Annotated in this window: 23 protein-coding genes; 9 read left to right on the top strand and 14 right to left on the bottom strand. The window is 50.4% G+C overall.

Annotation, left to right across the window (positions count from 1 at the left end; all coding sequences use genetic code 11):
* Window positions 1-102: 102 nt before the first annotated feature.
* On the top strand, window positions 103-1662 hold the full coding sequence (locus EPA93_RS16670; RefSeq protein WP_129888591.1) for a hypothetical protein: 1560 nt from the start codon (window positions 103-105) through the stop codon (window positions 1660-1662).
* A 203-nt stretch (window positions 1663-1865) separates the two neighbouring features.
* Here the strand turns inward: EPA93_RS16670 and EPA93_RS16665 are convergent, their stop codons facing one another.
* Window positions 1866-2390, bottom strand: coding sequence for a methylated-DNA--[protein]-cysteine S-methyltransferase (locus EPA93_RS16665; RefSeq protein ID WP_129888590.1), 525 nt, complete (start codon window positions 2388-2390; stop codon window positions 1866-1868).
* A gap of 493 nt (window positions 2391-2883) precedes the next feature.
* Window positions 2884-3225 (bottom strand): hypothetical protein, encoded by a 342-nt coding sequence (locus tag EPA93_RS16660; protein ID WP_129888589.1) that lies wholly within the window; start codon window positions 3223-3225, stop codon window positions 2884-2886.
* Window positions 3226-3778: 553 nt separating this feature from the next.
* Here EPA93_RS16660 and EPA93_RS16655 point away from each other — a divergent pair.
* From EPA93_RS16655 to EPA93_RS16645, 3 genes are all read left to right on the top strand, one after another.
* Window positions 3779-5317: a DNA-3-methyladenine glycosylase 2 gene (locus EPA93_RS16655; RefSeq protein WP_242527427.1), complete on the top strand. Its 1539-nt coding sequence runs from the start codon at window positions 3779-3781 to the stop codon at window positions 5315-5317.
* Between the two features lie 369 nt (window positions 5318-5686).
* On the top strand, window positions 5687-6067 hold the full coding sequence (locus EPA93_RS16650; protein ID WP_129888588.1) for a VOC family protein: 381 nt from the start codon (window positions 5687-5689) through the stop codon (window positions 6065-6067).
* A gap of 125 nt (window positions 6068-6192) precedes the next feature.
* Window positions 6193-6390, top strand: a complete 198-nt coding sequence (locus EPA93_RS16645) for a hypothetical protein (protein WP_129888587.1) — start codon at window positions 6193-6195, stop codon at window positions 6388-6390.
* Between the two features lie 38 nt (window positions 6391-6428).
* Here EPA93_RS16645 and EPA93_RS16640 read toward each other — a convergent pair whose 3' ends face one another.
* The 8 genes from EPA93_RS16640 to EPA93_RS16615 all read right to left on the bottom strand — a co-directional run bounded on the left by EPA93_RS16640 (window position 6429) and on the right by EPA93_RS16615 (window position 12076).
* Window positions 6429-7334, bottom strand: a complete 906-nt coding sequence (locus EPA93_RS16640) for a helix-turn-helix transcriptional regulator (protein ID WP_129888586.1) — start codon at window positions 7332-7334, stop codon at window positions 6429-6431.
* Window positions 7335-7528: 194 nt separating this feature from the next.
* Window positions 7529-7654 (bottom strand): hypothetical protein, encoded by a 126-nt coding sequence (locus tag EPA93_RS50405; RefSeq protein ID WP_277988905.1) that lies wholly within the window; start codon window positions 7652-7654, stop codon window positions 7529-7531.
* Window positions 7655-7772: 118 nt separating this feature from the next.
* Entirely contained in the window at window positions 7773-8630 is an 858-nt protein-coding gene (locus EPA93_RS16635; protein WP_129888585.1) for an LLM class flavin-dependent oxidoreductase, read from the bottom strand.
* A 174-nt stretch (window positions 8631-8804) separates the two neighbouring features.
* A complete protein-coding gene (locus tag EPA93_RS48450; RefSeq protein WP_165423185.1) occupies window positions 8805-8972 on the bottom strand; it encodes a hypothetical protein in 168 nt (55 codons plus the stop codon).
* Window positions 8973-9275: 303 nt separating this feature from the next.
* Entirely contained in the window at window positions 9276-9482 is a 207-nt protein-coding gene (locus EPA93_RS16630; protein WP_129888584.1) for a LuxR C-terminal-related transcriptional regulator, read from the bottom strand.
* A gap of 102 nt (window positions 9483-9584) precedes the next feature.
* A complete protein-coding gene (locus tag EPA93_RS16625) occupies window positions 9585-10460 on the bottom strand; it encodes a transglutaminase domain-containing protein (protein ID WP_129888583.1) in 876 nt (291 codons plus the stop codon).
* Window positions 10461-10648: 188 nt separating this feature from the next.
* Window positions 10649-11332: a class I SAM-dependent methyltransferase gene (locus EPA93_RS16620; RefSeq protein ID WP_129888582.1), complete on the bottom strand. Its 684-nt coding sequence runs from the start codon at window positions 11330-11332 to the stop codon at window positions 10649-10651.
* A 51-nt stretch (window positions 11333-11383) separates the two neighbouring features.
* Window positions 11384-12076, bottom strand: a complete 693-nt coding sequence (locus EPA93_RS16615; protein ID WP_129888581.1) for a peroxiredoxin-like family protein — start codon at window positions 12074-12076, stop codon at window positions 11384-11386.
* Between the two features lie 313 nt (window positions 12077-12389).
* On the opposite strand from EPA93_RS16615, the gene pepE reads away from it, so the two are divergent.
* The gene (gene pepE, locus EPA93_RS16610; protein ID WP_129888580.1) at window positions 12390-13121 is read left to right on the top strand and encodes a dipeptidase PepE; all 732 of its coding nucleotides are present in this window, start codon (window positions 12390-12392) and stop codon (window positions 13119-13121) included.
* 205 nt (window positions 13122-13326) lie between these two features.
* On the opposite strand, the gene EPA93_RS16605 is transcribed toward pepE, so the two are convergent.
* Both EPA93_RS16605 and EPA93_RS16600 read right to left on the bottom strand, forming a co-directional pair.
* Window positions 13327-14310 carry a zinc-binding alcohol dehydrogenase family protein gene (locus tag EPA93_RS16605; protein ID WP_129888579.1) on the bottom strand — a complete coding sequence of 328 codons (984 nt, stop codon included), beginning with the start codon at window positions 14308-14310 and terminating at the stop codon, window positions 13327-13329.
* 170 nt (window positions 14311-14480) lie between these two features.
* Window positions 14481-17549, bottom strand: a complete 3069-nt coding sequence (locus tag EPA93_RS16600; RefSeq protein ID WP_129888578.1) for a LuxR C-terminal-related transcriptional regulator — start codon at window positions 17547-17549, stop codon at window positions 14481-14483.
* Window positions 17550-17889: 340 nt separating this feature from the next.
* Here EPA93_RS16600 and EPA93_RS16595 point away from each other — a divergent pair, with 340 nt between their 5' ends.
* From EPA93_RS16595 to EPA93_RS16580, 4 genes are all read left to right on the top strand, one after another.
* Window positions 17890-18933, top strand: a complete 1044-nt coding sequence (locus EPA93_RS16595; protein WP_129888577.1) for an LLM class flavin-dependent oxidoreductase — start codon at window positions 17890-17892, stop codon at window positions 18931-18933.
* A 708-nt stretch (window positions 18934-19641) separates the two neighbouring features.
* On the top strand, window positions 19642-20991 hold the full coding sequence (locus EPA93_RS16590; protein ID WP_129888576.1) for a DUF4832 domain-containing protein: 1350 nt from the start codon (window positions 19642-19644) through the stop codon (window positions 20989-20991).
* Window positions 20992-21483: 492 nt separating this feature from the next.
* Window positions 21484-22158, top strand: coding sequence for an RraA family protein (locus EPA93_RS16585; RefSeq protein WP_129888575.1), 675 nt, complete (start codon window positions 21484-21486; stop codon window positions 22156-22158).
* A 233-nt stretch (window positions 22159-22391) separates the two neighbouring features.
* Window positions 22392-22688, top strand: coding sequence for a DUF3303 domain-containing protein (locus EPA93_RS16580; RefSeq protein WP_129888574.1), 297 nt, complete (start codon window positions 22392-22394; stop codon window positions 22686-22688).
* Window positions 22689-22874: 186 nt separating this feature from the next.
* Here EPA93_RS16580 and EPA93_RS16575 read toward each other — a convergent pair whose 3' ends face one another.
* Both EPA93_RS16575 and EPA93_RS16570 read right to left on the bottom strand, forming a co-directional pair.
* Window positions 22875-23480 (bottom strand): TetR/AcrR family transcriptional regulator, encoded by a 606-nt coding sequence (locus EPA93_RS16575; RefSeq protein WP_165423184.1) that lies wholly within the window; start codon window positions 23478-23480, stop codon window positions 22875-22877.
* Complete coding sequence (locus tag EPA93_RS16570) at window positions 23473-25227, bottom strand: FAD-dependent monooxygenase (RefSeq protein ID WP_129888572.1); 1755 nt, start codon at window positions 25225-25227, stop codon at window positions 23473-23475. Before EPA93_RS16570 ends, EPA93_RS16575 begins: the two co-directional genes overlap by 8 nt.
* Window positions 25228-25232 lie beyond the last annotated feature (5 nt).

The raw sequence follows: 25232 nt of genomic DNA, 5'->3' as shown, positions 1-25232 counted from the left end.
GGCGTCTTTCCAACTGTCAGCTGGCGTCAGAACTCTTGGGATTTATTCTGCGACAGAATATTCGCAGAGATAGTCAACAAACTATGATTATGGAGTGTAGATATGGACAAAGAGTCCTGGCAACAACCACGGATCAGGTCTCGTTTCCCTCGCTGGTCCCTTAAAACGGGGACGTATCTTATCGTCCTGCTACTGACTGTTATGTCCTGGGGTGTTTGGGAGGTGAAAGCTGCGGATGATCCCCACTCTGACCATCCAGTGAGTCAGGTGAGTACAGAGGAAGGGGAGCATAGGAAGACTAACAGCATTCCACCCCCTCTCAGCATGCCTTCACAGATTTCTCCTTTGATCTTCGGCACCGACCTCGAACTCACCAGCGCTACTGATCCTTTTCTGAAAGATCCCAACATCAGCTATCTTATAAACCAGATGCACATGAGACTAGTCCGCATGCCTACTCGTATTGGTACCAATACAGAGCCTCAAATTCCCATTGAGACTGAAATGGAAGCAGCTCGCCAGATTCGCTCTATGAGCGCTATTCCCCTGGTGAATCTGCGAGGTCCTGCCGATCCCGATGTGCTCAAGGATGATCTTCTCATGATCAAGGGACTCAATCAGATCTTCGGAGAATCACCAGTTTACTACGAGCTAGGGAACGAATCAGACCTGGGTGGCTTTGATAAGATCGCCTACACCAACAAGTGGAATGAAGTCATTGTGCAACTGAGGGCGCAGGCCCTCAACGGCAAGTTCATTGGTCCTGTCAACTTTCAATACAACGACGATTACCTGCGCTACTTTTTGCAGCATGCCAATCCTCTGCCTGATGCCGTGAGCTGGCATGAGTACACCTGCGATACCAGCGGTATCTACACCAAACCACCTGATCCGCCCAGCACCTGCCTGGAAAAGCTTGATCGTTGGAATATCCATTTTAATGATGCCCGTATTGCCATGCACGATATTTTGGGAGAGGGAGAGGAGGTTCCCATTATCATCAGTGAATATAACTATGATCCCCATATACCTGCATTTAACGAGGATGCTCAGTTTATCATTGACTGGACCAGTAAGGCAATTGAGACGCTGGCAAAAAACAACATCTTTGCTGCCGTTCAGCATTCAGTCATGTCTCTGACTCCCCTGATCAACAATGGACAGTTAACGATTCAGGCCACAGTACTGAAATCCAAATACGAAGAATTGTTGCAAGAAGGAGGAGGCTTCTCCTTTGAGGATGGCCAGACGGCTGGTTGGAAGAGTGATAGCGATAAGACTACGCTGCAAGTTAGCACAGCGGTAGCCTGGGATGGCATTCATGCGCTCCAGGTGACACTAGCGGATCAAGATGTTCAATCTTCTATCGAAGTCAGTGGTTCGGCCATTGCTACTTTGAATGGTCGCTCTAATGTGCTAGCCCATGTCTATGCGCCAGCTGGGAGTTCTCTTATGATTGCTCAGCTCTTTGTGGAAGATGAAGCAACCGGTTCCTTGTGCTTTGGCCAGCCAATCGTACTCAAGGCCGAGACCTGGAATTTGCTGAGATTTGGGTTTCCATTTATGCCTGTTACGTCTGGAAAAGTCCGTACACTCGGCATTCGCTTCTTCAAACAAGCATCTCCTTCTACCATTTACGTAGATGGCATAAGCTGGACCTGATTCAGCGTTTCGCTCCTCTTGAGAGGGGGCGAAATAGTCCTAAAACTAGTTCGCTCATGGGAACGATCGCTCCTAATGCTGCCGAATAAGCCTTCATTGCAAAGTTGGGATTTGACAGTAACAGGAGCGAACGAAGAGGACCGTAGCGACCAGTGAGGTGGGATATTGCTCGCACAAGATAGAACGGAATTTCCTGTTTGTGGCTACTGTACCATGAGCTTATTCTGTAAAAGGACCCCTTCATGCTGAAGCAACCAGCGCTTGCGTTCAAGGCCACCAGCATAGCCAGTTAAAGATGCGTTGGCTCCAATGACGCGGTGACAGGGAACAACAATTCCAACAGGATTGAGGGCGTTTGTGGCGCCAACTGCTCGATAAGCTATGGGCTTGCCTATCTGAGCAGCAATGGTACCATATGTTGTAATTGTGCCTACAGGTATCGTACGTAAAGCCTGCCAGACTTGCTGCTGAAAAGTAGTACCTCCTGTAGAGACAGGAATTTCGTCAAGACTGCTGTAGTCGCCTGCGAAGTAAGCCTGGATACGACTGCTGTAGCCATAAGGATCTGCCATGTGTGTAAGCTGCAGTGAAGCATAGCGGCGACGCAAGAGTGCCATCATACGTTGCTCACAATCAGTGAAGTCGAGCGAGCATAGATATGATCCATCAACAACGACAAGGATTTCACCGATGGGAGAAGCAATGCGATCGTAAAAAAGCTCTTTCACCGAAAAGTTCCTTTCGCTAATAGAGAAATAGCGATTATGATATATTGTTGCGTTTATATAATACTTAAGAAGGTAGCTTTATAGTATCTTATGGGGTAGCTGATGTCTGGCGATTTTCGGACATAATCATCTGAAGAATAGTAAACTGACGTTTCACTTCGTTTCTACTAGTTCCTGAATGCGCACACCGGAGCAAAAAAGTTCTGATGATCTTAACCTGAGAAGCTAGTACGCTGGATTGGTAGGGTTAAGCCCTGGTAGGCAGGATGTGCACCTGTTGGGCGAGTAAGCTTCCGCACACAGCAGGTGCAGCTACACAACGTTTGTATTTCTCCACAGCATCGCTCATCCATGCACTACCAAGAGAAATTGTACATTATCTCGTGCCCTCCTGGGCTCTGTATTATGGCGCTCTTATTGTGCGCCCAGGATTCCACATGACTCCCTGAGGGGAAGCCGGGTAATGTGGAGTGAGGAGCTCTGCCAGGTCAATTTAGGTAAAGAGGTTGCCATCATCTAGATCAAAGAGCTGACACTGCTCCGGCGCGATGTCGAAGCGCTTTTGGAGTGTCTGATCCTCAAAGAACACGGCAACTTCACTGTAATTGCAAATGGCTCGTACCTGACTCAGGCTTCGTTCTTGTCCCTCTGGCACACAAATCCGCTGAAATTTATCGCCAGTAGCTACGACAACTGCAACCTGGTGCATCTGCTTACATGTTGCTAGAGGCGCAAAGTGCTGAAAAGTATGCGCTCTGGCAGCGCCAGCACCAACTAGACTAAGTAGTCCGATACTCAAGGCCAACCCACAGACGATTTTGAGCCATATTTTCACGATCCATCACCTTCTTTCCATTTTCCAATGGGTGTTTTTTGCATCTATTCCCTTTTTCGGTATTCCACCCTTCTCTTTCCAGTATAGTCGAAACGATAAGCGATAAAGATGTATGTTTATGCCACTCGACGGGTAAAGATCGCAAAATATTCGCGCATGATTCTAATGGGGTACTATGCTATTCGATGGATCTGATCACTGCATTTTACCAGCATGAAGTGATCATCCCACGCCTGCTTGATGAAATCATCAAACCGCTCAAGCAGAGCGATGAATGGAAGTCAGCTTAAAACTGTTTTGATCACTTCGTTCCCTCTTGCCTCTATTGGAAGAGCCAGGAATGCTACCTGGCGACTTCCCCAACAAAGCGCTCGGTAGCGAGTTTGATCAAGACGAGCAGCGGTGATCCACCTGTCTCCTGGAAAGCGGCAAGCACAGAGTAGGCAGAGGCATTTCTTATAGCCATGAAATATAGAATATCAGTTCGCGATGTGGCGATAATGTCCGAAAACTGCTAGTATGTGGAGAGTCATGCAAGTATGATTATAGAGCTATGGAAACAATGCAAACCTACACCGATTTTGATCTCTGCTACAAAGCATTATGTAGTCGTGACTCGCGCTTTGATGGGCGCTTCTTTGCGGCAGTTACGACAACTGGGATCTATTGCCGGCCTATTTGCCCGGCTCCGACCCCATATGCGAAGCACGTGCGTTTCTTCACTTGTGCCGCGGCAGCAGAAGCGGCAGGGTTTCGGGCCTGCCGACGCTGCCATCCTGAAGCCAGTCCGGGCTCTCCTGAGTGGAATATGCGCGCGGACCTGGTTGCACGAGCGTTACGCTTGATTGCTGATGGAGTTGTAGATACTGAAGGAGTTTCAGGGCTGGCGCAGCGCCTGGCCGTGAGCGAGAGGCACCTGCATCGAGAACTAATGGCCGAGGTTGGGGTGGGCCCATTGGCCCTGGCGCGAACCCGGAGGGCTCAGACCGCGCGCTTGCTCATTGATCAAACCAATCTTTCTCTCACGACTATTGCCTTCACTGCTGGCTTTGCCAGTATACGGCAGTTCAACGAGACGATGCAGACTGCATTTGGCTGTGCGCCATCGGCTTTTCGGCGGAGTGCGCGTCCTGAAAAAGGAGGAGAAGGGAAACTCACTCTGCGCTTACAATATCGTCCACCATTTGAGGCAGGGACGCTGCTCTCTTATCTGGGGCAGCGTGCAGTGAATGGAGTTGAGGAAGTCAAAGATGGTTGTTATCGGCGAACAGTGATATTACCAGCCTCTCAGGGAGTAATTGAGCTAGAGCCGATGAAGAAGGCAAATGCAGTACAGCTACGTTTGCAGCTCACGAACCTTAATGATTTGAGCATGTTGGTGCAGCGCTGCAGGCAGCTCTTCGACCTGGATATGGTCCCGGAAATGATTAGCAATATTCTGGCAAAGGATAGCTTGCTGACCATTCTGGTTGCCCAGAAACCAGGATTGCGTATTCCAGGAGCCCTTGATGGCTTTGAACTTGCAGTTCGCGCGATTCTAGGGCAGCAGATATCCGTGGCCGGCGCACGTACGTTGGCCGGACGCCTTGTGGCCGGTCTAGGAGTACCTCTGGAGCAACCCCAGAGCTCGTTGACGCATTTCTTCCCTTCGGCGCAAGTAATAGCTAATGCAGATTTACAAGGATATGGGCTTACAAATAGCCGTATCACTGCGTTGAAAGCGCTTGCCAGTGCCGTGGCAGCTGGAGATCTGGTACTTGATCGGAGTGCCGACTACGAGGTTACTAAAGAGCAGCTCTTGAAATTGCCTGGGATTGGACCATGGACAGTAGCGTACATTGTCATGCGAGTGATGGGAGATCCTGATGCGTTCCCGGTTACTGATCTTGCCTTGCGTCGTGCGCTTGAACATTTGGGTGTGAATATGAGCGTGCGCGATCTGGAGGCATATGCAGAGGCATGGCGGCCCTGGCGCGCTTACGCAACCCATTATTTATGGGCTAATCTTGCCGCATCTCCAGCAAGAAATAAAGCTGGAAGTCAGGTCAATGCTGTCAGCGATGAAAAGGTATTGTCTGGATTATTACAATAAATTTCCTCAGGAGAAGTGGGTGTATGAAATCCTCTTCTCCTGACTTACCAACAAATAGTAGATGGTTTTGCCTATCCATTCATTGGGGATGAGTATGTACAAGAGCTTATCCCCATCTCCTAGCTCCTGGATTTGCTCCTACTGACTTTGCCGGAAAGCGCTTAAGATTAACAGAACCTCAAGAAGAGCGCTCTCTGCCTCTGGGATGTGCAACGAGCTTCACACAAGCCGAGAAGAGAACAAAGGGACTCTCCCTCTTGACAAGTAGGCATTTTCCTACGTATAATGCTCTTGATCATGATAGGTAGGAAATTTCCTACCTATCATCTTACAAACTTCACCTTATAGAGAGGAAGGAGATCACTCTGTATGTCCATTACGCATATCCAACGGCTCTCTCTGCCCGTTGCCGATCAGGAGCGAGCAAAGCACTTTTACCTTACCATGCTTGGCTTTGAACTGGTTCGAGACCTACCCACCCCTATGGGAGAGAATGCACGCTGGCTCGAAGTAGCCCCCAAAGAGGCAGCGACGAGCATGGTTCTGGTCACCTGGTTGTCCCAGGCACCAGGAAGTGCACAGGGCATTATGCTGGAGACAACTACTATTGATGAGGATTGCGAGCGGCTGCGTCAGGCAGGAGTCATTGTTGAAGGACCCCAAACCACTCCCTGGGGAAAGCAGGCCAGCTTTCATGATCCTGATGGCAATGGTCTTGTTCTTGCAGATCCTGCACCAGTCGGAGCTTGATTGCACCCATGCTTGAGGCCATTGATACCGTCTTTGCTGCACTGTATTGCTGAGATTATGAGCACCGGAGATGCCATGGGTATTCTACCTGACTACATCTCTGGTTGCAAAGGACGGGAGGGATAATGCCGTCGCTTGAGGAAAACAAGGAAATTGCGCGCCTTGTAGCCGAAGCTCACTGTCAGGGGAATAGTACCGGGCTACGTGATCTGCTTGCACCTGATTTCGTATGGCGCATTGGTCACTTGCCTTACATTGAAGTAGATGATGTTAAACATCTATTTGAGTTGGGCCGAGGCTCAACGCACTACCTGGGTCTGTAAGTCCGGCAGTTTCACCTCATGCGTCAGGTAGCGTTCTCTCAAGCACAATTGGGATCAAGCCGCCCTGAAGGAGTGCGGAGTTCCGATACTATTACTTGAGAGAGCGCGAGGTCTCGAAAAAAGCGAGGCAAACGTAAATGGTTTTTTTTATTATAGGAGATAGTTGTATGGAAGCCACTTTGCCGCGACCTGTGTGCAGGTACAGTAAAATTCATTTTTGATTTTTTTTGAGACCGATTGTTTCGGCTGTGCATTGGGGCCTGATAGCTCGATAGTGAGCTCTGGTTGGCCCAATAAGTAGCGAGGTCAAAGTCTGTGGGACGGCTGAAGTGTTGTTCAGTTAACTCAGCGGCTTGAATATGGGTTATACAGACTACTTGCATCGTTCCCGAGCTTGACCCAACCAGATACCAGGTTCCGCCCTGCCTTACAAGGCCATATGGATCGATAAAGCGGCTGGGGGACCCTCTATAGGTCAGGTGCAAGGTATAATCGTGCCAGATCGCCTCCTGAATAAGCTTCAGGTGAGAAGTTTCTAGTCTGGGGTGAGTTGGTTGCCTTGTATCCAGGTAGATGCGCTGACGCATCTGTGTGGCCTGCTCGCGTGAAGGTGCTGGAAGAGCTGCAGAGATCTTGAGGAGAGCATCTTCACGCGCCTGATCAAGCCCGAGATCAGCCAGGGATATAGAGATGTCCAGCAGAAAGAGCGCGCGTACTTCTGGTTCAGTCAGTCCGGTCAACCTGGTTTGGTAGCCGTCGAGTAGTTCACAGCCACCGCCAGGCCCACGCTCGGTGTAGAGCGGGATGCCGGCAAAACTGAGGGCCTCGATATCGCGGTAAATCGTGCGCTCGGAAACCTCCAGATTTTCTGCCAGAGCCTGAGCGGTCATGCGTCCTCTGGTCTGCAGAAGCAAGAGAAGAGAAATAAGTCGATCAGCTCGCAAGGAATTCCTCCATAGCGTGTTTTGGGGAAACGTGTTTCCGACGTGCCTAGTATACCATAAAGATCTTGTCAAAACGCGTCAGGATTTCCTCTACATTGTAAATGTACTTGAGCGCGCTCAACACGCGGATTTTGCTCAAGGTGCCTTGCATGTAGCCCGCGTATTGACAGTAGCCAGCACTCAGGGATACCTGGTCAAACCTTCTCTGCAGCATCTTTTTGCATTGAAGGGAGAGATGAGTGTTGGAAGCGATCCGCGTGGATGATACCACAGGGGGAGAGCTGGCCACGCTCTTGCCCCTGTTCTTTTTCTCGCTTCATGCTATGGTCGCCTCCTGCCAGCGAAAGCAGAGTAGAAACCTTACGGCTTTCCATAACTCCCTCTAGTAGAAGTCTGATCAAGCGCTCTGCATGTCTATGTATTGATCCCTTTCGCCATCTATGGAAGCGTGGACACACCGCGTAAGATTGAGGAACGCACGCTCTCCACCTCCTGCCCTGCTTCAACGACTTCCAGACACCAGGTCGCTCCCGCCTCAGCCTGAGCGGCGAGGGTAGCTTGCGCTTGTGGGTGCGTAAGGGCATCAAAGACGTCTCCTCCTGTCACGATGTCAAAGGGCGAACCAGGAGCGCGCCGATCCTGCACAAAGCGTTTGATATCTTTGATGGTGGATGGCGCAAGTCGGCTATCCGGGACGCCGGCCGCATCGAGCACTATCGGATAAACTCCATCAAAGCGCACACTCCTTTCCATTGGCCCTTTTTTGGGCCAGAGTCCTGCTATCCAAAGAGGAATGTGAGGGGCCCGTACAGGAGGAGGAAGAAACGTAATCTCCTCGACATGATAGCAGGAACCGTCGTAGTGAAAGGGTTGCCCACTCCATAGGCCCTGGAGAATGGCCAGGCTCTCATCGAGAAGTTGGGCTCGTTTCTTGACATCAGTTGCTTCGCCAAACGCCGTAAATCCTTGATCATAGGACGCGCCAACACCGGCACCCATGATCAGGCGCCCGCCCGAGAGATGATCCAACGTCACCGTTTCCCGCGCAACTTTCCAGGGCCGACGTCGCGGGAGAGCCGCCACCATCAGCCCTATGGGGATGTGCTGCGTGCGCATAGCAACCGCGGTGAGGGCAATCCAGGGATCACAGGCGGGAAGCGTCTGGTTTCCCATGTGGAGAGTATCGTAGAGGAAACAGCCATGCCATCCCGCCTCCTCCGCCTGGTGCGCAAGTTCAGCCAACTCGCGTGCATCGCTAAAGTTCCCAAAGTTGGGGAGCAAGAGTCCATAGCGCATAGAAGTATCCCTTCCTAATCATTTACTCATCATTTACTCATGCGTGTGTGCGAGGATCACTTGAGGTGATCAGCAACATCACGTATCTGTTAACCCAGGTTAAGCAGGTGCCCTATCCTCAGAAACCATTAGATGACTTCGCGTAGATAGTCAATGCACCATCCATCCAGATCGTCAAGACAGGTATGGCATGCAGCCTGTCATCAGGCACACAGTTGCCGGCCAGTGGGTTGGCGAAATGCCCGCATCCTCCTCAGATCGCTCATGCACCCGATCCCATGGAATGGCCAGCGCACCATAGCCATCGATGTTCTGCTCGTCTACTGGCCCCTTCTTTGCCATCTTTTCTCTCCTTCATGTTTGAGATCATACGGGTTTTCACAGGTGGTTGTTAACCCCATCTCCTGATCGCGCGAGGCCTGAGATGCCCAGCTGTTGGGTGTTCACGCGAGGTGGACGATCCGCTTACAGTGTAAGCCGTCGAGAGACAAAACGCATCGGGAGAATTCCGTGAATCTAAGCCGTTTCTCTGGAGGCGAAACGCACCAGAGGAGAAGCGATGCTACGGAGAATTCCGTAGAGGTGATCAGAGGAGATGGTGTTCGACGGCATAGCGCGTGGCGGCGGCCCTCGATGAGACCCCGATCATGCTGTAATCAAAGTCAGGCGGGTATCGATCATGCGGGGATTGATGATCAGGTGCTCGGCTACTTGCTCATTGGCCAAGCCCTCTGCCACGACGCGGATTACCTCTACCTCCCGGGCCGTCAGTCCATCTGGATTGGATGCAGGAAATACCTGATTTGAAACTGATGACTCTTCTGCTAATGGCTGGCCTGGGACAATTCGCAAAAAGAAGTAACAGTTGGGCTGGCAGCCTCAGGCCGCCAGCGTGAGCGAAGAGCAAGAGTAACTTGTGTGAAATTATCTTAGCCTTTTAGATAATTAAGCTTTTTAAACAAGTGAGCCGTGCAGGAGGCGAAACTCATGCTTAGTCTCCCAGATAGTTTTGAGCTGAGCAAAGTTTTCATCGGGATGCTGCATGAGGTTTGCCAGAGTGTCAATTGCCTGCAATTTCTCTTCCCCCACGGTCTTGAAATCGATGGCGATGAAAATGGGAGCCTGCATATAAGTAATCTCATTGTTCATCAGACAGTGGAAATCAAAGAAGACCTGAGTCGCGAGATTTTCTAGCGCGTCCACGCTATCAACAATGTAGGCGCTTGCATCCTGCTGGCCCTTCCGTACGGCCAACCAGGCATGCGCTGCAAAGTTAAAGGTACCAGGCGGCATATCGAAAGGATCAAAAGGGCGCTTTTCGAGCGAGGTATCAGCATCAATAGTGATCCAGCGCTGCTCGGGTGTGTACCAGTATTGGGTGATCCAGTGGACCTCCATCCGGTCAGAGCGGATGTAGGGAGCATAGCCAGTGCGGACACGATCTGGTATTCCCCGGGCCTTCAAGATTGAGGCCATGAGAATGGCGACAAAGCGGCAGGTAATGATGAGCTTATTTTCTACAGCTCGATCTGAGACAAAGCCACGTGGATCGCGGCGGCAGAGTTCGGCGAGCATCGCTGTAGCGGTTGGGAAGTAGTCATCTTCCCCCTGGCGATACCAGGGCACCTGGCCTATATTTCCATAGGCGGGATTGGTCTGGCCTCCTTCTCTGCTTGCAGACAACGAAAGGCTATGGATGACCTGCTGCTTGATAAGGCGGCCAGCTTGTCCAATGTCCACAGGGAGATCGCGCTGCAATCTCTCCTGATAGAGGCCGGGATAGGTAAATTGACTGAAAGCGCGGTAGTGCTCGAACAAGTCCTGTTGCATAAGTTATCCTTTCTTGTCGTCCTCTCAATGAGGAAGAGGAAAACATCCATATTGCGTTCCTTGTATCAAACAGTACCGCCTGGCATCTGACATCTTCTGTCATGATTTTGAAAAGTTTATTGCTCGCATGAGTTCACTGGTGCGAGTTTTATATTGCGTTTAAATTGCATGTGTCGATGGAAGTTGCACTAACCCAGATGGGCCTTGACAAAACCAAGCTCTGGAAACTTCTTCTCCCCCATTTCTATGTCGCCGCTTTCAATCTGAGTAAAGCCTGCTTCCCTGAGCAATTGCGGCAGGTCTTGAATACCGCTGTTCCAGGGGCCGACGTGGATAGGCCTATCTGACCGTTCAGCACTTTCAACGGGTCGCTTCGTGTCGACGATGAGTAAACGGCCTCCCGGCTTGAGCACACGAGCGATTTCGGCAAGCCCCTCATGCTTGAGATTATTAGGCAAGACGTGCATCATAAAGGTGCTCAAGCCGATATCAAACGACTGATCTGGGAAGGCCATGCGCTCAATAACCCCTATCTGGAAATTGATAGAGAGGCCCGTTCTTCGGGCTTTAGAACGCGCACGCGCAATCTGCTTTGGTCCTGGATCGATGCCGTGCACACGACCAGTAGGGCCAACGAGCCTGCGCGCTATCAGGGCTAACTTCCCGGTACCACAACCTACGTCAAGTACGCTTTCTCCTGGTTGAAACTGGGCAAGCCCGGCTATCATATATTGAAGTTCTTGCCACTTACCATGCACAGTAAGATTATGCCACCAGAGCATCAAATCGTAGCGCCAGCCCCAGTTGATCACATGCCCCTGGGTCTTACCGGCTTGCGCTTCACTGGATGGAGTATGGGTAAATGTATGCATAGCTTCTGCTCCTTTTTAATTGGGATACGTATTTTCTTTCTGAACAAATGGTTATGCCTCAGAACCAGCCCTATCAATAAGTTTGTTGAGTTGGGCGATGATAATTGAGGGATCGAGACGCCGCGTGAAGTTGGGATCGACAAATGCCAGGCGAATGACACCGGTTTGATCGATAAGAAATGTGCCTGGCATTGGTAATTCCCAGGATTCATCACCATTGTATTCAGGCAGATCAGTCCCTAGCTGCTTGTGCGCTATCCGCGTGGCTTCATCAAGCGTAAAGACGAGCCCAAACTGGCGGGCGACCTGATTACCCGCATCGCTCAAGACGCTAAAGGTTAAGGCCTGCTTTTCCACGAGGGTAAGGCTGTGATCAGGTGTTTGCGGTGAGATTGCCACCAGCGATGCTCCCAATGCCTGTAGTTGTGGCAACGCCTGTTGATATGCGTGTAATTGTAGATTGCAGTATGGGCACCAGACACCAAGATAAAAAGCTATTACAACAGGCCCGTGCTTGAGTAGCTGCGCAAGGGCGACTGGATGGCCAAAGGCATCGGGCAGCGTGAAATCGGGAGCGCGCTCGTCTTCCTTAAGCACCTTGTTGACCGCGCCCGTAGCGATAAGTTGCTCAATAGGACGAGATGACTGTTGTAGCAGTTTGCCAGGAAGTTGGACTTCCGCTTGAGATTGTAAGGCGGCGAGCTGTTGTGATAAATCGTATGATTTTGGATCGAACTTAGTCATTAGCTTCTCTTTCTATACCTTCAACTGTTTGATAGGTAGACAGGACGACAGTAATTCAGTAAATTTATGTATCTGTTATGATGAATGTACTGGATAGCGAAGAAGAAAACAAGTACGCAAATTAAACTTACCTAGTATGGAAAAACATCCTATAGAGAGCAGGTCCGAAGCGATGGGAGCAGAAACGGTAAGAGACTTTCAAGAGAGCTGATATAATCTGACAGAGAAAATACTTAGCGCAAGCGAATCTGTAGAGCTCGCGTCCCCGATTGCGCGGCTTTACCTCTGGCGGATAATTATAGGAAGGTGAAATATGGGATCTGAACTTTTGCTTTTGAGCAACTCGACTGTGCATGGCATGACATATCTAGAACATGCTATGTCTGCAATACAAGAATTTCTGGGAGATATTCGTAAAGTATATTTTGCGCCCTATGCTCTGGCTGATTATGATGACTACACGGCGAAGGCTCAAACTGTTTTCGAGCCGCTAGGTATTTCGCTGGTTGGCTTACATACACAAGAGAAGCCCCAAGAGGCTCTGAAGGAAGCCAAGGCCTTATTCGTAGGTGGAGGAAACAGCTTCCGTTTATTAAAAAGCCTGCAGCAGTTAAATTTGCTAGAAGTGGTTCGTCAACGAGTCGAAGCTGGTGCGCTGCGCTATATGGGATCGAGTGCTGGAACTAACATGGCTTGCCCAACATTACGTACTACCAACGATATGCCTATCGTCCAGCCAGACTCTTTTGCCTCCTTTGGGCTCATTCCATTCCAGATTAACCCCCACTATATTGAGCCTGACCCACGTCTGGTTTATATGGGAGAGACGCGCAAAGATCGCCTGGAACAATTTCTCGAAGAGAACGATGTGGCTATCCTGGGGATGCGAGAGGGCGCCTGGCTCAGGCGTAGCGGCCAGAAGCTATACCTCAACGGTACGGTTGGAGCCCGGCTATTTCGGCGCCAGCAAGAATCTGTGGAGATTGAAGCGGGCACAGACCTCTCCTGGCTGCTGGATTTACCTGCTCGCTTTGATCAAAAGTAGCCTATTAATGCGCAACACGTTATGCTGTTACTGGCATATTAATCCAGCGAGCGTCTAATTAGATGCAGGGGACAACGGAGATACATTCCAAAAATGCATCTCCGTTGCCGCCAGATGAGCTGATTGAACCCTTCCTCGCTTTATGCCACAGCGATTTCGTCGCATAGCCAAATCCTTCTTTGAATGTGCGTTGGGCTTCGACATATCAGGAATTCGTCATGACTACTAGCTTACCTGTTGCCCTATTCTCTTCCATATAGCGATGGGCCTCGACGATTTCGTCAAATTGGAAGATCCGATCCAGATCTACGTGATAGCGACCCTGTGCAACTCCCTCGACAATATGCTGAAGAGCCGTAGCGCTTGCCTCGGCAGTTACTGTATATGAGGTGCTATAGGCCGTTAGCCTTACCATCGAAGGGATCTCGACTAAAGGTTCAAAGCGCTGCATTACCCAAGCATCGCAGAGAATGCCACTATTGCAAACGATTCCACGCGGGGCAACTGCATGCAACGAGTCTAGAAGCGTTGCGACTCCCACAAGCTCTAAAACACCATGAACACCTCCGGGAACAATACGCTTAACTTCTGCCGCTATCTGGCCTGTATCGAGAATGACATGATCAGCCCCTCTCTGTCGTAACCTGTCTAACTTTGCAGGGCTACGAGTAGTTGTGATAACCTGCAAGCCCATATCCTTTGCCAGCGCCAGAGCTGCCATGCCAACTGAAGATGTTCCGCCCCGAATCAGCAGGGTCTGGCCGGCTTTAACCTCCATGGCATCGACGAGCGAGCCCCAGGCAGTCAGAAAAGTTTCAGGAATCGCTGCCAGCGTTGCCCAGTCTAAATTCGTCTGGAGTGGGATAACCTGATGGGCTGGAATGAGCGCATATTCAGCGTAACCTCCATCATACTCGCGGCCCATTTCACCCATGAGAGCGGCAACGGTTTGGCCCACGGCCAGATCTGTTCCTGGCGCTGCCTCAACGGTTCCAACGCACTCGATGCCAAGAATACGTGGAAATTTTACGTTAGGCGAATGCCCTTGCCGTGTGTAGATCTCGGAACGGTTTAAGCCAAAGGCCTTTACGTGAATAAGCACCCAACCAGGTCGAGGTGTAGGCTTCGGTTGATCCTCAATTTGGAGTACTTCTGGTCCACCTGCCCGATAAACTCGAATCGCTTTCATATATTTCCTTTCTTCGCAGTGTTGAATTTTGCTTATTTGCATCGCACTTAGCGTAAGGAGAGTATATAAAATGGAGCAGGCAGGCACATCGGTAATCAGGTATATTTGTGTGGCTGGAGAGAGCGAAGGAATACGTAGGTAATTTGTAGAAAGCTACGAAAAGGGGTCGGTTACAGGAGATGGGCAGTATGGGCGTAATGAATTGCTGCAAAGCGTGAGGATATGCCAAGCTTGTTATAGATGGAGCGCAAATGAGCGTGGACCGTGCGCGGACTGATTATCAGCGCATCGGCTACTTGTGCGTCAGTATAGCCCTTGGCGACGAGACGCAAGACTTCGATCTCGCGGCTGGTCAGTGCGTCAATATGAGTTGTTGAAGCTGGCTGTTTGAACGTATTCGGCTCGGCCTGGTTATTTGCATCTCCGTGCGCCTGGTGAATGGGAGAGGGATATTTGCCTAGAACAAGTACTTGTTCCAGCGTGAGCTTTTGACCTTCTGCCCAGGCGCTGTTAAAGGCCTGACGACCTAACTGCCGGCGTACCTCTGAGTGCGATAGCTCATAATCCTGTTGCTCGAAATGTATGTGTTCTATGGGTAAAGCAAAATGATGCGGCTTTGCAGCCTGGCGACGCACTTCGGCATATCCCCACAGCTGGGTAGCTTCTTGTAAAGATCCCTGGCGGGCAAGTATGGTTCCCCACCGCTGCAAACAGGTGGCCACGCCCGCATAATCGGCAAGGCGATAAAGCTGTGTCAGGCTCTCGGTAAAGAGCTGATGGGCAGCTTCTATGTCGCCCTGGAGCATCGCCACATGAGCGAGATGCGCGAGCGCGTAAGCGCAGTGGCGCTGAATGCCAAGGATGCGGAGAGTAGCCAGCCCTTCCTCAAGGAAGGCGCGTGCTGAGGCCAGATCGTTCTGGAAACATGCTATCCTCCCTAGCAAATCAAGGGCGTAGGCTTGATGTAATCTATTCTTTGTCTTTCGACAGTAAGCCAGGCTTTCCTCGATCAAGGCATAGCCAGCGGCGATATCGCCCTGAGCAAGACGTACCCGTCCCAGCCCACGCAGGGCTCGGGCTAGATTTTTCTTATTCTGGCTGGCTTTACATAAGATTAGGCTCTGTTCTAAATGCTCCTGAGCTACGTCGCTATTGCCCTGATCGATAGCCATATTTCCAGAGGTCGTATGCGCCAGGGCCAGCAGGGTCTTATCATCCTCAGCAAATTTGTAGCACTCGGCAAGCAACGCCTGAGCCTTACTGGAATCTCTTTGCGCGTTCCAGGCAAGGTAGCCCAGCCAGTGATAAGCAGGAGCAAGGCCCGCTTTTGCATTTGCCTTGCGATATCTTTCCAAGCTTTTCTGATAGAGCTCTTCGGCTCGTCGGGCATCGTCTTGCGCAACGGCAAGCCAGGCTGCGGCTTGTAAAGCTTTCGCCTTGATAATAGGAGCGACTTCTGTATTGTTAGTCAAGGCTCTCTCGACCCAATAGCGTTCCTCGCTGACATACCAATGATACCAGCGAAGAGTCCAGAATTGGGCTACGGCCCCGGCCAGGCGCAAGGCCATCTCAATGCCCTGTCCCTGCTCTCCTCGCTCAACCAACCATTTCAATAGAACGCGTAGATTATCGCGCTCCCATTCAATCCGATCAAACCAGCGCTCTTGCACCTCTCCCGTGGAAGAAGCAGCTTCTTCTGTGAGATGTACATAATAGCGAGCCTGAGCCTCGCGGACCTCTTCCAGCTCGTGGCAGGCAAGCAGACATTCCCAACCATACTCACGAATAGTCTCTAGCATGAGCAGGCGCCGTTCGCCGTGATCTTGTTCACGCTGATAGAGCAAGTGTTTGTTGAGCAAAGACGTAACAGCCTCTAAAGGAGAAGCTGCCTGATCTCCAAGCGTATAAGAAATAGCTTCTAAGGCTGACAGCGTGCAGCCATTTGCAAATGAGGCAAGCAGGCGGAAGAGATGCTGTTCGGCTGGAGAGAGTAGATTATAGCTCCACTGAAGGGTAGCGCGCAACGTTTGTTGGCGTGCTGGAACATCGCGTGGCCCATCGGCCAGCAGGGCTAAGCGCTGTTTTTCTAGGCGTTCAAGAAGCTCATGGAGAGAAAAGAGCTTAAGGCGAGCGGCGGCAAGTTCAAGGGCCAGGGGTAGCCCGTCGAGGCGCTGACAGATCTCAGCAACCAGAGGAGCGTTCTCGCTCGTGAGCTGAAATGCTGGAAGGATCTCCTGTGCTCTCTCGACAAAGAGCGTTATCGCGCCGTAGCTGGCAAATGTTTCTTGATTGCCAAATGCTTCTGCGTGTGGGAGCGCCAAAGGCTGTAAGGAAAGCAAGCGTTCTCCACGCACATGTAGGGGTTCGCGGCTGGTGAGCATAATTTTTAGGGACTGGCAAAAAGTAAGGAGCTCTACCAGAAGAGGAGCAGCTTCGATCACCTGCTCAAAATTGTCGAGTACCAGCAACATGTGCCGATTATGTAAAGTTGTTTGAAGAAATTCAAGTGGAGAAGTTGTCCCGCTCCCTTGAAACTGGAATCCGCGGGCAATAGTGGGTAGCACGAAGGCCGGGTCCTGGATCGAGGCGAGTTGAACAAAATGCACACCATCAGCAAAGTCTGACTGCAGCATAGCAGCGATTTCGATGGCAAGGCGCGTCTTACCTACCCCACCAGTTCCTGTGAGCGTAAGGAGACGTACCACAGTCTGACGCAGCAAGCGACACCCCTCAGCGAGCTCCTGCTCTCTGCCCAGTAGCCTGGTAAGCGGAAGAGGTGTTTTTGAAGGTGATAATGGTCTGCCTATGTTAAGATCTAAAGCAGAGGCGCCGCTGAAGGTAGGCTTGCTCATATTGGACGGGAAAGCGGGAGCCGTCAGCTGGTGCTTAGACCAGCTTTTTTGATGAGGTATAAGCGATGATGGCTCCCGCGTTTGCTGACCTGAAAATCTGGTAGCAACCGTGCTGAGTAATTCGTGGGTAAGAGCTTCTGACTTGCCTAGATAGATACGGCGCAGTTTGCCAGCAGCTTTGCGATAAGCCTTCCAATACATTCCACCATGCTGGCCAGGCTCTTTGCGAGCGGTAAAGCTTCCTTCTTTTCCCTCAAAAGAGAAGCGCGAGGCATGTTCGAGCCAGGTATACCAGGCGGCACTTCCAACCATCAATTGATGTTGATTTGCCTCTTCGTACCAGGTTAAGATCTGTTCCTTCACTACTGGTATTCTATTGGCCTTCACTTGTCATCCCTTCTGCTAAATTTGAGAGAAGTTCCCCATCATTATATCTGGTTCCCTATTGGGAAGAGGATAGGGAACATAAGGCTTAAAGATCTGCTGAGAGACCTTGCGCCTCAATAAATATATCACAGATTCTCGGCTATAAGGATGACATGGAGAGACGATAAGCTTGCTAGCGGCTTTTGCTAACACTCAACTATAGATATCTTTTATGCATAGCTGGAGAAAGATCTAAGGGGAGCATATTGTGAACGATTTCAGGGGTGAGAATTGTTGTATATGGGAGAACATAAAAAGCTCCCCTGTGGGATTGCAACATATTGCTAGTAAAGGGTAAGTGATGAAAATTCCGCTTTCAATTCTTGATTTGTCCCCGATTGACTCGGGAATAAGTAGCGGACAAGCTTTGCAGAACACCATAAAGTTAGCGCAACTTGCCGATCGGCTGGGGTATACCCGCTACTGGCTGGCTGAGCACCACAATACGGATATGCTGGCAAGCTCGGCGCCAGAGATCATGATTGCCCATGTTGCTCAGGCAACCACAAGAATACGTGTAGGCTCAGGAGGAGTAATGTTGCCCAATCATTCACCTCTAAAAGTAGCCGAAATGTTTCGGGTATTGGAGTCTTTGCATCCAGGAAGAATCGATTTAGGCATCGGACGAGCGCCGGGAACCGATCCAAGAACGGCCCTGGCCTTGCGTAGATCGCGAGAAGCCCTGGCAGCAGACGATTTTCCTGAACAGTTGGCAGAGCTATTTGCCTTTGTTGGAGAGAGAGGAGGTTTTCCAGAGGGACATCCCTTCAGGACAGTGAAGGCTTCGCCAGATGATGTCCCGCTCCCACCCCTCTGGCTGTTAGGATCAAGTGACTATAGCGCCCAGGCTGCAGGCGAGCTAGGAATTGGTTTTGCTTTTGCCCATCATATTCAACCCGGCTTTGCGCTTCCTGCAATCAATCTCTACAGAGCGAGATTTAAGCCCTCTAAATGGTTGGAGAAGCCAGAAGTGATTCTGGCTACCTCGGTAATTTGCGCTGATACTGAGGAGCGTGCTGAAGAGTTAGCGGCATCAATGAGATTGGCCTGGGCACGCTTGAGGAGTGGTCGTCCTGGCCCGATACCGAGTCCTGAAGAAGCGAAGGCCCATAATTACACGCCAATAGAGCAAGAAATTATACGCGAGTATGCTACGCGACAAACGGTTGGCAGCCCTTCTGCAGTCAAGGAAAAATTGCTTGCCTTGCAGGAAGAGACAGGCGCTGACGAGCTGATGCTCATGGCGCCTGTCTATGGATATGAAAACAGGGTCAGAGCATATGAACTGCTGGCCCAGGCTTTTGACTTGCCGGTCGCTGAAGGCTCCTCCGCCAGTCTTTCGTAGCGAAGGTCTCTGCGAGAAAGAGTGAGCTAGCTTCGAGAAGCTGATCTGATTTTCCTCTCTTTTGCATAATATCCCTGGCAAGTTTCTATTTTTTGCGATTGTTCTGGTGGCAGAAGTAGAAATTTGCCAGAGAAATTACACCCTATTCATATATTCCCTCGTATAAGAAAGAAGTAGGCGCTGCTTATACAGCAAGGATTTTGTTGCTTAGCTCATCTATTGATGACAGGTTTCCTTGACCGTACTGCGTGGCCTGTGTATAATGCGAAAGGTAGCAGGAAGCCCATCTTTATAGAAAAGCGTGTCGGGCGTAGACCCTATTTGCATCTGACGATGTAGTAGAGCCAATATCAATAGCATTTTAGATATTATGCGGAAATAAACGCCTGCTATATAATTATAGTGGAGGCGGAGAGGGTCTACGTGATTCCCCCAACGAGGATTATCCTTGCAAATTAAGCAGAGAGTAGAACGTGCGAAATATATGTTATTTTTTGGAACTAGGGAGTTAGGAGTGGCATTGTTTTTGACAAGGGCATGAAAAAGCATACGAGAGATAAAGGTTATAAAGCTGCTTGAATGATTCTATGAGAGAAATTCTAAGACACAAATGATTATGATACATCTCTCGGTAGGTGATAGCTAAGCTCTTGACTTAATGCCAGGGTGAGATAAGCCGATGTTCCAAAAAGAGGGGGAAAAGGTAGTATGAAACGAGAACCAGGATCAAGGGTCATAAGCCCGGGCATTCTTCCTCTTATTGCTGTGATTATACTTCTCAGCTTGCAAAGTTGCCTGAGTAATACGCCTCAATCTGGGCCTACAATTCAGGGTGAGCAGACTTTTACTCCGCCAATTATTCCTTTCTCTGCCGCAGAGATAGGGAATCCGCAGCGAGGAGTGCAGTATTATGGAAGCGAAGATCCGCCGCCAAACTGGCCGTTAACTGACAGGTATAAGCGCTGGTGCTGGCGAGAAATCGAGCCGAGCAAAGGGCAATATGACTTCTCTGTGATTGATGCAGAGATAGCCAAAGCTAAAGCAGCTGGCTATACCTTTGGCTGGCGCATTATGCCTCATACTGATGATCCAAACGCATGTATGCCTGATTACCTTAGCAATACGGGCTACAACGATCCTCTCTACCTGCAACGTGCTCAGGCCCTTTTCACAGCTCTTGGTCAGCGCTACGACAATAATCCGTCTGTCGGGATACTGGATATGAGCCTGTATGGTTGCTGGGGAGAGTGGAATGAGGTTTGTGGTGGAGATGCGATGGAGCCGCAGAATCGGCAAAAGCTCATAGATATGCAATATAAAGCATTTCCACATAAGCGCTTCTTGATGTTTGGTGAACACCAGGATGATCTAAACTTTGCACTGCAAGTGCAACGCCCTTTGCCGACAGGCGTACGTATAGACTGTCTGGGCCGCGATACCCTGGGAGGGAGCCGTCAGCATCTAGATGATAACAAGCTTGAAGCCAACCAGTGGAAAGTAGCGCCATTATATTTCGAATATTGTGGTCCTCCGACCAATCTCTCTCTTTCCTTGAAGGACATCCAACAGTATCACGCTTCGCTGATTGGCGATGGCGATGGTAATATCAGCTCTTATAATAGTTATAATCAACAGGATCAGCAGCTTTTGAAGGAGAACTTTAAGGCGGCGGGCTATCGCTATGAAATCAATAGCGTAAGTCTTTCTTCCCAACTACATTCCTCATCCTCGTTTACGGTGAGGACGAAGTGGACGAATGTCAACTCAGCTCCTGCCTATATTCCCTGGAATATGATGTTTCAGTTGCGTTCCTCGGATGGCCAAGTAGCCTGGCAAGGGAAATCGCAAATTGATCTGCAGCAGCCTTTTAGCGATAAGCCAGGAGGGAGTAAGACCATCGAGGATACGTTCAACCTGCCAGGCGGGTTGGCGACGGGCACGTATAATGTCTGTTTTCAGATAGTTGATCCTGCTAAAGTCTATGCTCCTCTTGCCCTGGCAAACACCGGGCGCAGTAACGATGGGTCGTATTGTGTTGGTTCAGTTACTCTGCGCTAAACCGTAATTGAAACTACTAGACAGCGCTGTAGAGTTTACTGAGCTGGTAGATCATGAAGGATCAGATAGGGCTGACAATCTCCTATCTGATCCTTTTTTGCTGTCGCGACTTCTGTAGCAATGCATCCTCTATGTGCCCTGACCTCCTTCGATAAGCTTTCACTTTTGAGAGAGGAGATAAATAAAGCAAACCCCGATTAGGCCGCGTAAAAGATCTCCCAGTAGCTCTGTTGAACTGGATGTGCCTCAAGATGCTCCTGAGACCAGGCAAGCTTATAGAGAATATTTCGGGGGAGAAGAAGATAGAGTCGCTGAGGAAAATGTGTATTTGTTTTATCCGACAGCTCGTAGATAATCAAGCAAGCGGAGTCTGGCAATAAAGAGGAGAAGGTGATAGGATGAAAGAGGGCAAGAAAGCCCGGAAAGATGCTTTTGTAGTGTGGGGAAAGGGATTTAGGAAAGATATTAAAGCCAGAAGAAGGAGAATTGGTCATGGTCGCCAGGCTCAGCTATGAGCAGCTTAGCGCTCTCCGGCGCATTGATAGTCCAACGATCTCGAATGCTATCGAAACATTTAATGTACGTCCGCGTGTTGCCGGCTACGTGGGATATGATATTCGCTGCATGTTCCCTGATTTGCCGCCGACCTTAGGGTATGCAGTTACGTGCACAGTTGATAGTACGACTGAGGGGCGTGAGGGCATAGGGTTTAACAAGCTCTATGAACTGCTGAAGGATGCGCCCAAACCGGCTATTGTCGTTATGCAGGATGTTGGCCCTGACCGTGTACGCTCGTGTCATGCTGGGGAAGTAATGGCAACGACAATGAAGCATCTGGGAGCCGTAGGTATTCTGACAGATGGTGGTTTGCGCGACGCGAGAGAAGTACATGCTATGGGAGGATTCCAGTTTTTTTGCGCGGGGCTGGTGGTCTCGCATGGTAACCCTATTTGCGTGAGTGTAGGGGATGAGGTGACTATTTCAGGTATGCGGGTACGTTGTGGGGATTTGCTCCATGGAGATATCAATGGCGTAGTGCATATTCCTGACGAATGCGCTGATAAAGTAGCTGAGGCCGCATATCGAATCTGGGCGCGCGAGGAAGAGACGATGCGACAGATCGCCGGTTCCCAAATCAGCTTCTCTGGTTCCGAAATTAAGCATTAAACCAAGCCAGGAATATAAGCATAGTCTAGCAAGGGAAGAGGGCGGCATGTATTCAGGCGCCCTCTTAATTATTGGATCTATTCGTGCCTGGAAAAGGTTGAGAACTTTTGCCCGCTTCAAGGCCAGAGCTCTAGAGTTGTTGGCTGTCACCTTTTGTGAGAGGCGTGCGTGCGATGAGTGTCTTAAATGCGAGCTAGTTGAACAGGTTCTGCGAATGGAAGAGGTTCATCGCTATGTTATGGTATTGCGCTTTTACCTGGTATCCAGGGACCACACGTCATGAAGTCGCTCAGAGGGTGGTACAGCAACATGACCTGGGAGCCAATCATCCTGAGCGCATTCATGGGTGGTACAATCTGGCGGGCGGAGGAGCAGGTTTTCTCCTGGTTGAGTTGGAAGATCCTCGTGAACTAACAGCCTTTCTTCAGCCTTATATGGATCTGATGAGCTTTGATGTGCGGGCCGCATATGCACTCAACTATGAGCAGACTATCCAGGAACTGCGCGAGATAAGTAAGCAGGCGCAGTGAGAGTAGTTTATGCTTTTGCCCTGAATGGAAGAAGCATAAAGCAAGCTAGCTGATAGCCTGGCAGAGGCTAAATAACATGGTGCCAGGCATGAAATGCTCTTAAGATGAGTATGATGCCCATCAAGAGCATTTCATATAATCTCTATTGCTGATAAAGACCTCAGTTTTACTAATTTTGCTGTGGGCTTATCTGTTGATCCCTTGTAAGGCTGCATCCACAATCTGTGCAGCCAGAGTGGCTGGTAGCGGCACAGAGCTCTCTCTAAAGAACAGGTGATAAAGTCCCGGGCCAAAAACCTGACCAAATATGGTCTGAGGATCGAGATCCTCCCGTATCTCACCGCGGGCCTGGGCGTGGGTAATCAATTGGATAAATTGCTCGCGACGTGGTTTTAGCAACAGAGCAGACAATTCTTGAAATTGCTGCGGATGGGCGTAGATTTCACTTATAATGTATAGCACGATATTTCCTACTCGTGGTTGGCTCCAGAGCTGAAACATGCCTTGCAGGAGTGTTACCAGGTCTTCGCGAAGGTTTCCGCTTTCCACCACCGGAAGCTCACGTTGGATACTTTTCAGCGCCTCAATGACGAGCTCGTCTTTTGAGCTCCACCAACGATAGATCGTTGCGGTACTGACACCGGCGCGTGCAGCTACAGATACCAGACTCATAGCCTGCAAACTCTTATCTGCTAATTCATCAAGCGTCGCGCTAAGGATAGCTTCGCGGGATTGCTCGCTGCGAGGCCGCCCTCCTTTGTGCCTGATCGACTCAGTATTGTTTTCAGACATGTGCTTCTTCCTTTGTCGGGCTAATCTGGGGAGGTAGAAAAATTGTATCAAGGTAGTCAAACAAGGCCTCTGGCCTCCCCGGGAAGCCGCGAAAACCGATATAGCCGTCTGGGCGCACAAGGTAGAGCGCCTGCCCTTGTGCGCCATAGCGTTTGTGCAATCTGCCCTCAGGATCGAGAAGAACTTTTCCGGGCCAGTTGTGGGCTCGAAGCTGCTGGTAGCTACTAATGATAAGCAATGGTAGTACCTCGCTGCTCCAGGCTCCTAAACGCGCCTCAATCTGCTGTGCGAGCCCGATGAGCCCCTGGATATATGGCCGTGGGCCTGGCCGACCCGCAAAGAGTAGGAGATGCCAGGACGTGCCGCGCATCTCCTGGAAGAGGCTTGTGGCATTGTGATCAAGGGCTTGCAGGCAAGTACCATCTGGGGCACGGTCTCCAGCCTGAAGCAGCGTAGGAGTGACGAGCTGGAGTAGCTTATTCTGAAGGTAAGCAGCCGAATAAGCAGTTTTGACGTTGGACAACTCGTCGGAACGAGCCAGCGAAGATGTGCGGTAGTTGAGGTCAAGCTGGGCACCCCGTTGAGTAGCTTTGCGCTTAAGGGCAGGAAGGCGCGTCAAGGGGAGCAAGAGATGGTCGCGCATGAAGCGCATTCCGGCGTTGCCGCTCAACGCCACAGTTGTATTGGCTTCGGTAGCCTGCAACAGGAGCTCACCAACCGGCCGTCGCTCCTCTTCATAGGTATCGAGAAGAGCAGGATATGCTCTATCTTTGATGACTAGAGCTAATTTCCAGGCAAGATTATAAGCATCTTGAATGCCAGTATTCATCCCCAGGCCGCCAGCAGGACTATGCACATGAGCAGCATCGCCAGCCAGAAAGGCCTGCTCCTGGCGATAATTTCTGGCCAGGCGCTGATTTATAGCGAATACTGAGGTCCAGCTTGGATTACTCAGGCGTGTGTGCATATCCCCAGTTCGTTGCTGAAACAACTGTTGAAAGAGGTCAAGGGAAGCTGTCGGCACTTGTTCACGGCTCAGTGCGGGTGCAGCTACTACCAGTTGCCACTTTCCTACCTCCTCAATAAAGGTAGCCGAGAAAAGTCCATTGGGATGGAGCCAGATATGGGCTCTGTTACGGCTACGCGCCCAATCCATATCAACCTCGGCGATTAAGAGTAAGCCTGGTAGGGTTTTGCCTGTAAAAGGGATGCCAAGCAGGTGGCGCGTCGTACTGTGTCCTCCATCACAACCAACGAGATAGCGAGCTCGTAGCTCTACAGTTTTGTCGGGAGCTACGACTGTAGCAGTTATACCGTTGGGCGAGTTTTGCAGTTGCGTGAGGTTATGGGAGTACTCGATATTTCCTCCCAGCTCTTGCAAGCGTTCGTGCAGAATATGTTCAACGGTTGGTTGCTGAATAAACCACATGCCTGGATAGGGCTCCTGCTTGAGGGGAGCAAAGCCAAGTTCCCCAACACGTTTCTGACCATCATAGAGATACCAGGGTGGTACTTCGCCCCCTTGCCTCAATACGGGTTCAATTAAGCCCATCCGATCAAAGAGCTCTAGCGTTCGAGGCTGGAGAGCGTGAGCGCGTACAATAGTATAGGGTGTTTCTAGCTGTTCAATAAGGCGACAACTCACGCCTCTACGTAATAATTCGCAGGCCAGCGTCAGGCCAACCGGGCCAGCTCCAACAATCAAAACATCAGTATCCCATGACTGGGACCCTATCTGCTGAGCCATGTTTT

The organism is Ktedonosporobacter rubrisoli (assembly GCF_004208415.1).
Classification (GTDB): Bacteria; Chloroflexota; Ktedonobacteria; order Ktedonobacterales; family Ktedonobacteraceae; genus Ktedonosporobacter; species Ktedonosporobacter rubrisoli.
Note: the sequence above shows the minus strand (reverse complement) of the source record. Positions and strands in the feature narration are given on the sequence as shown.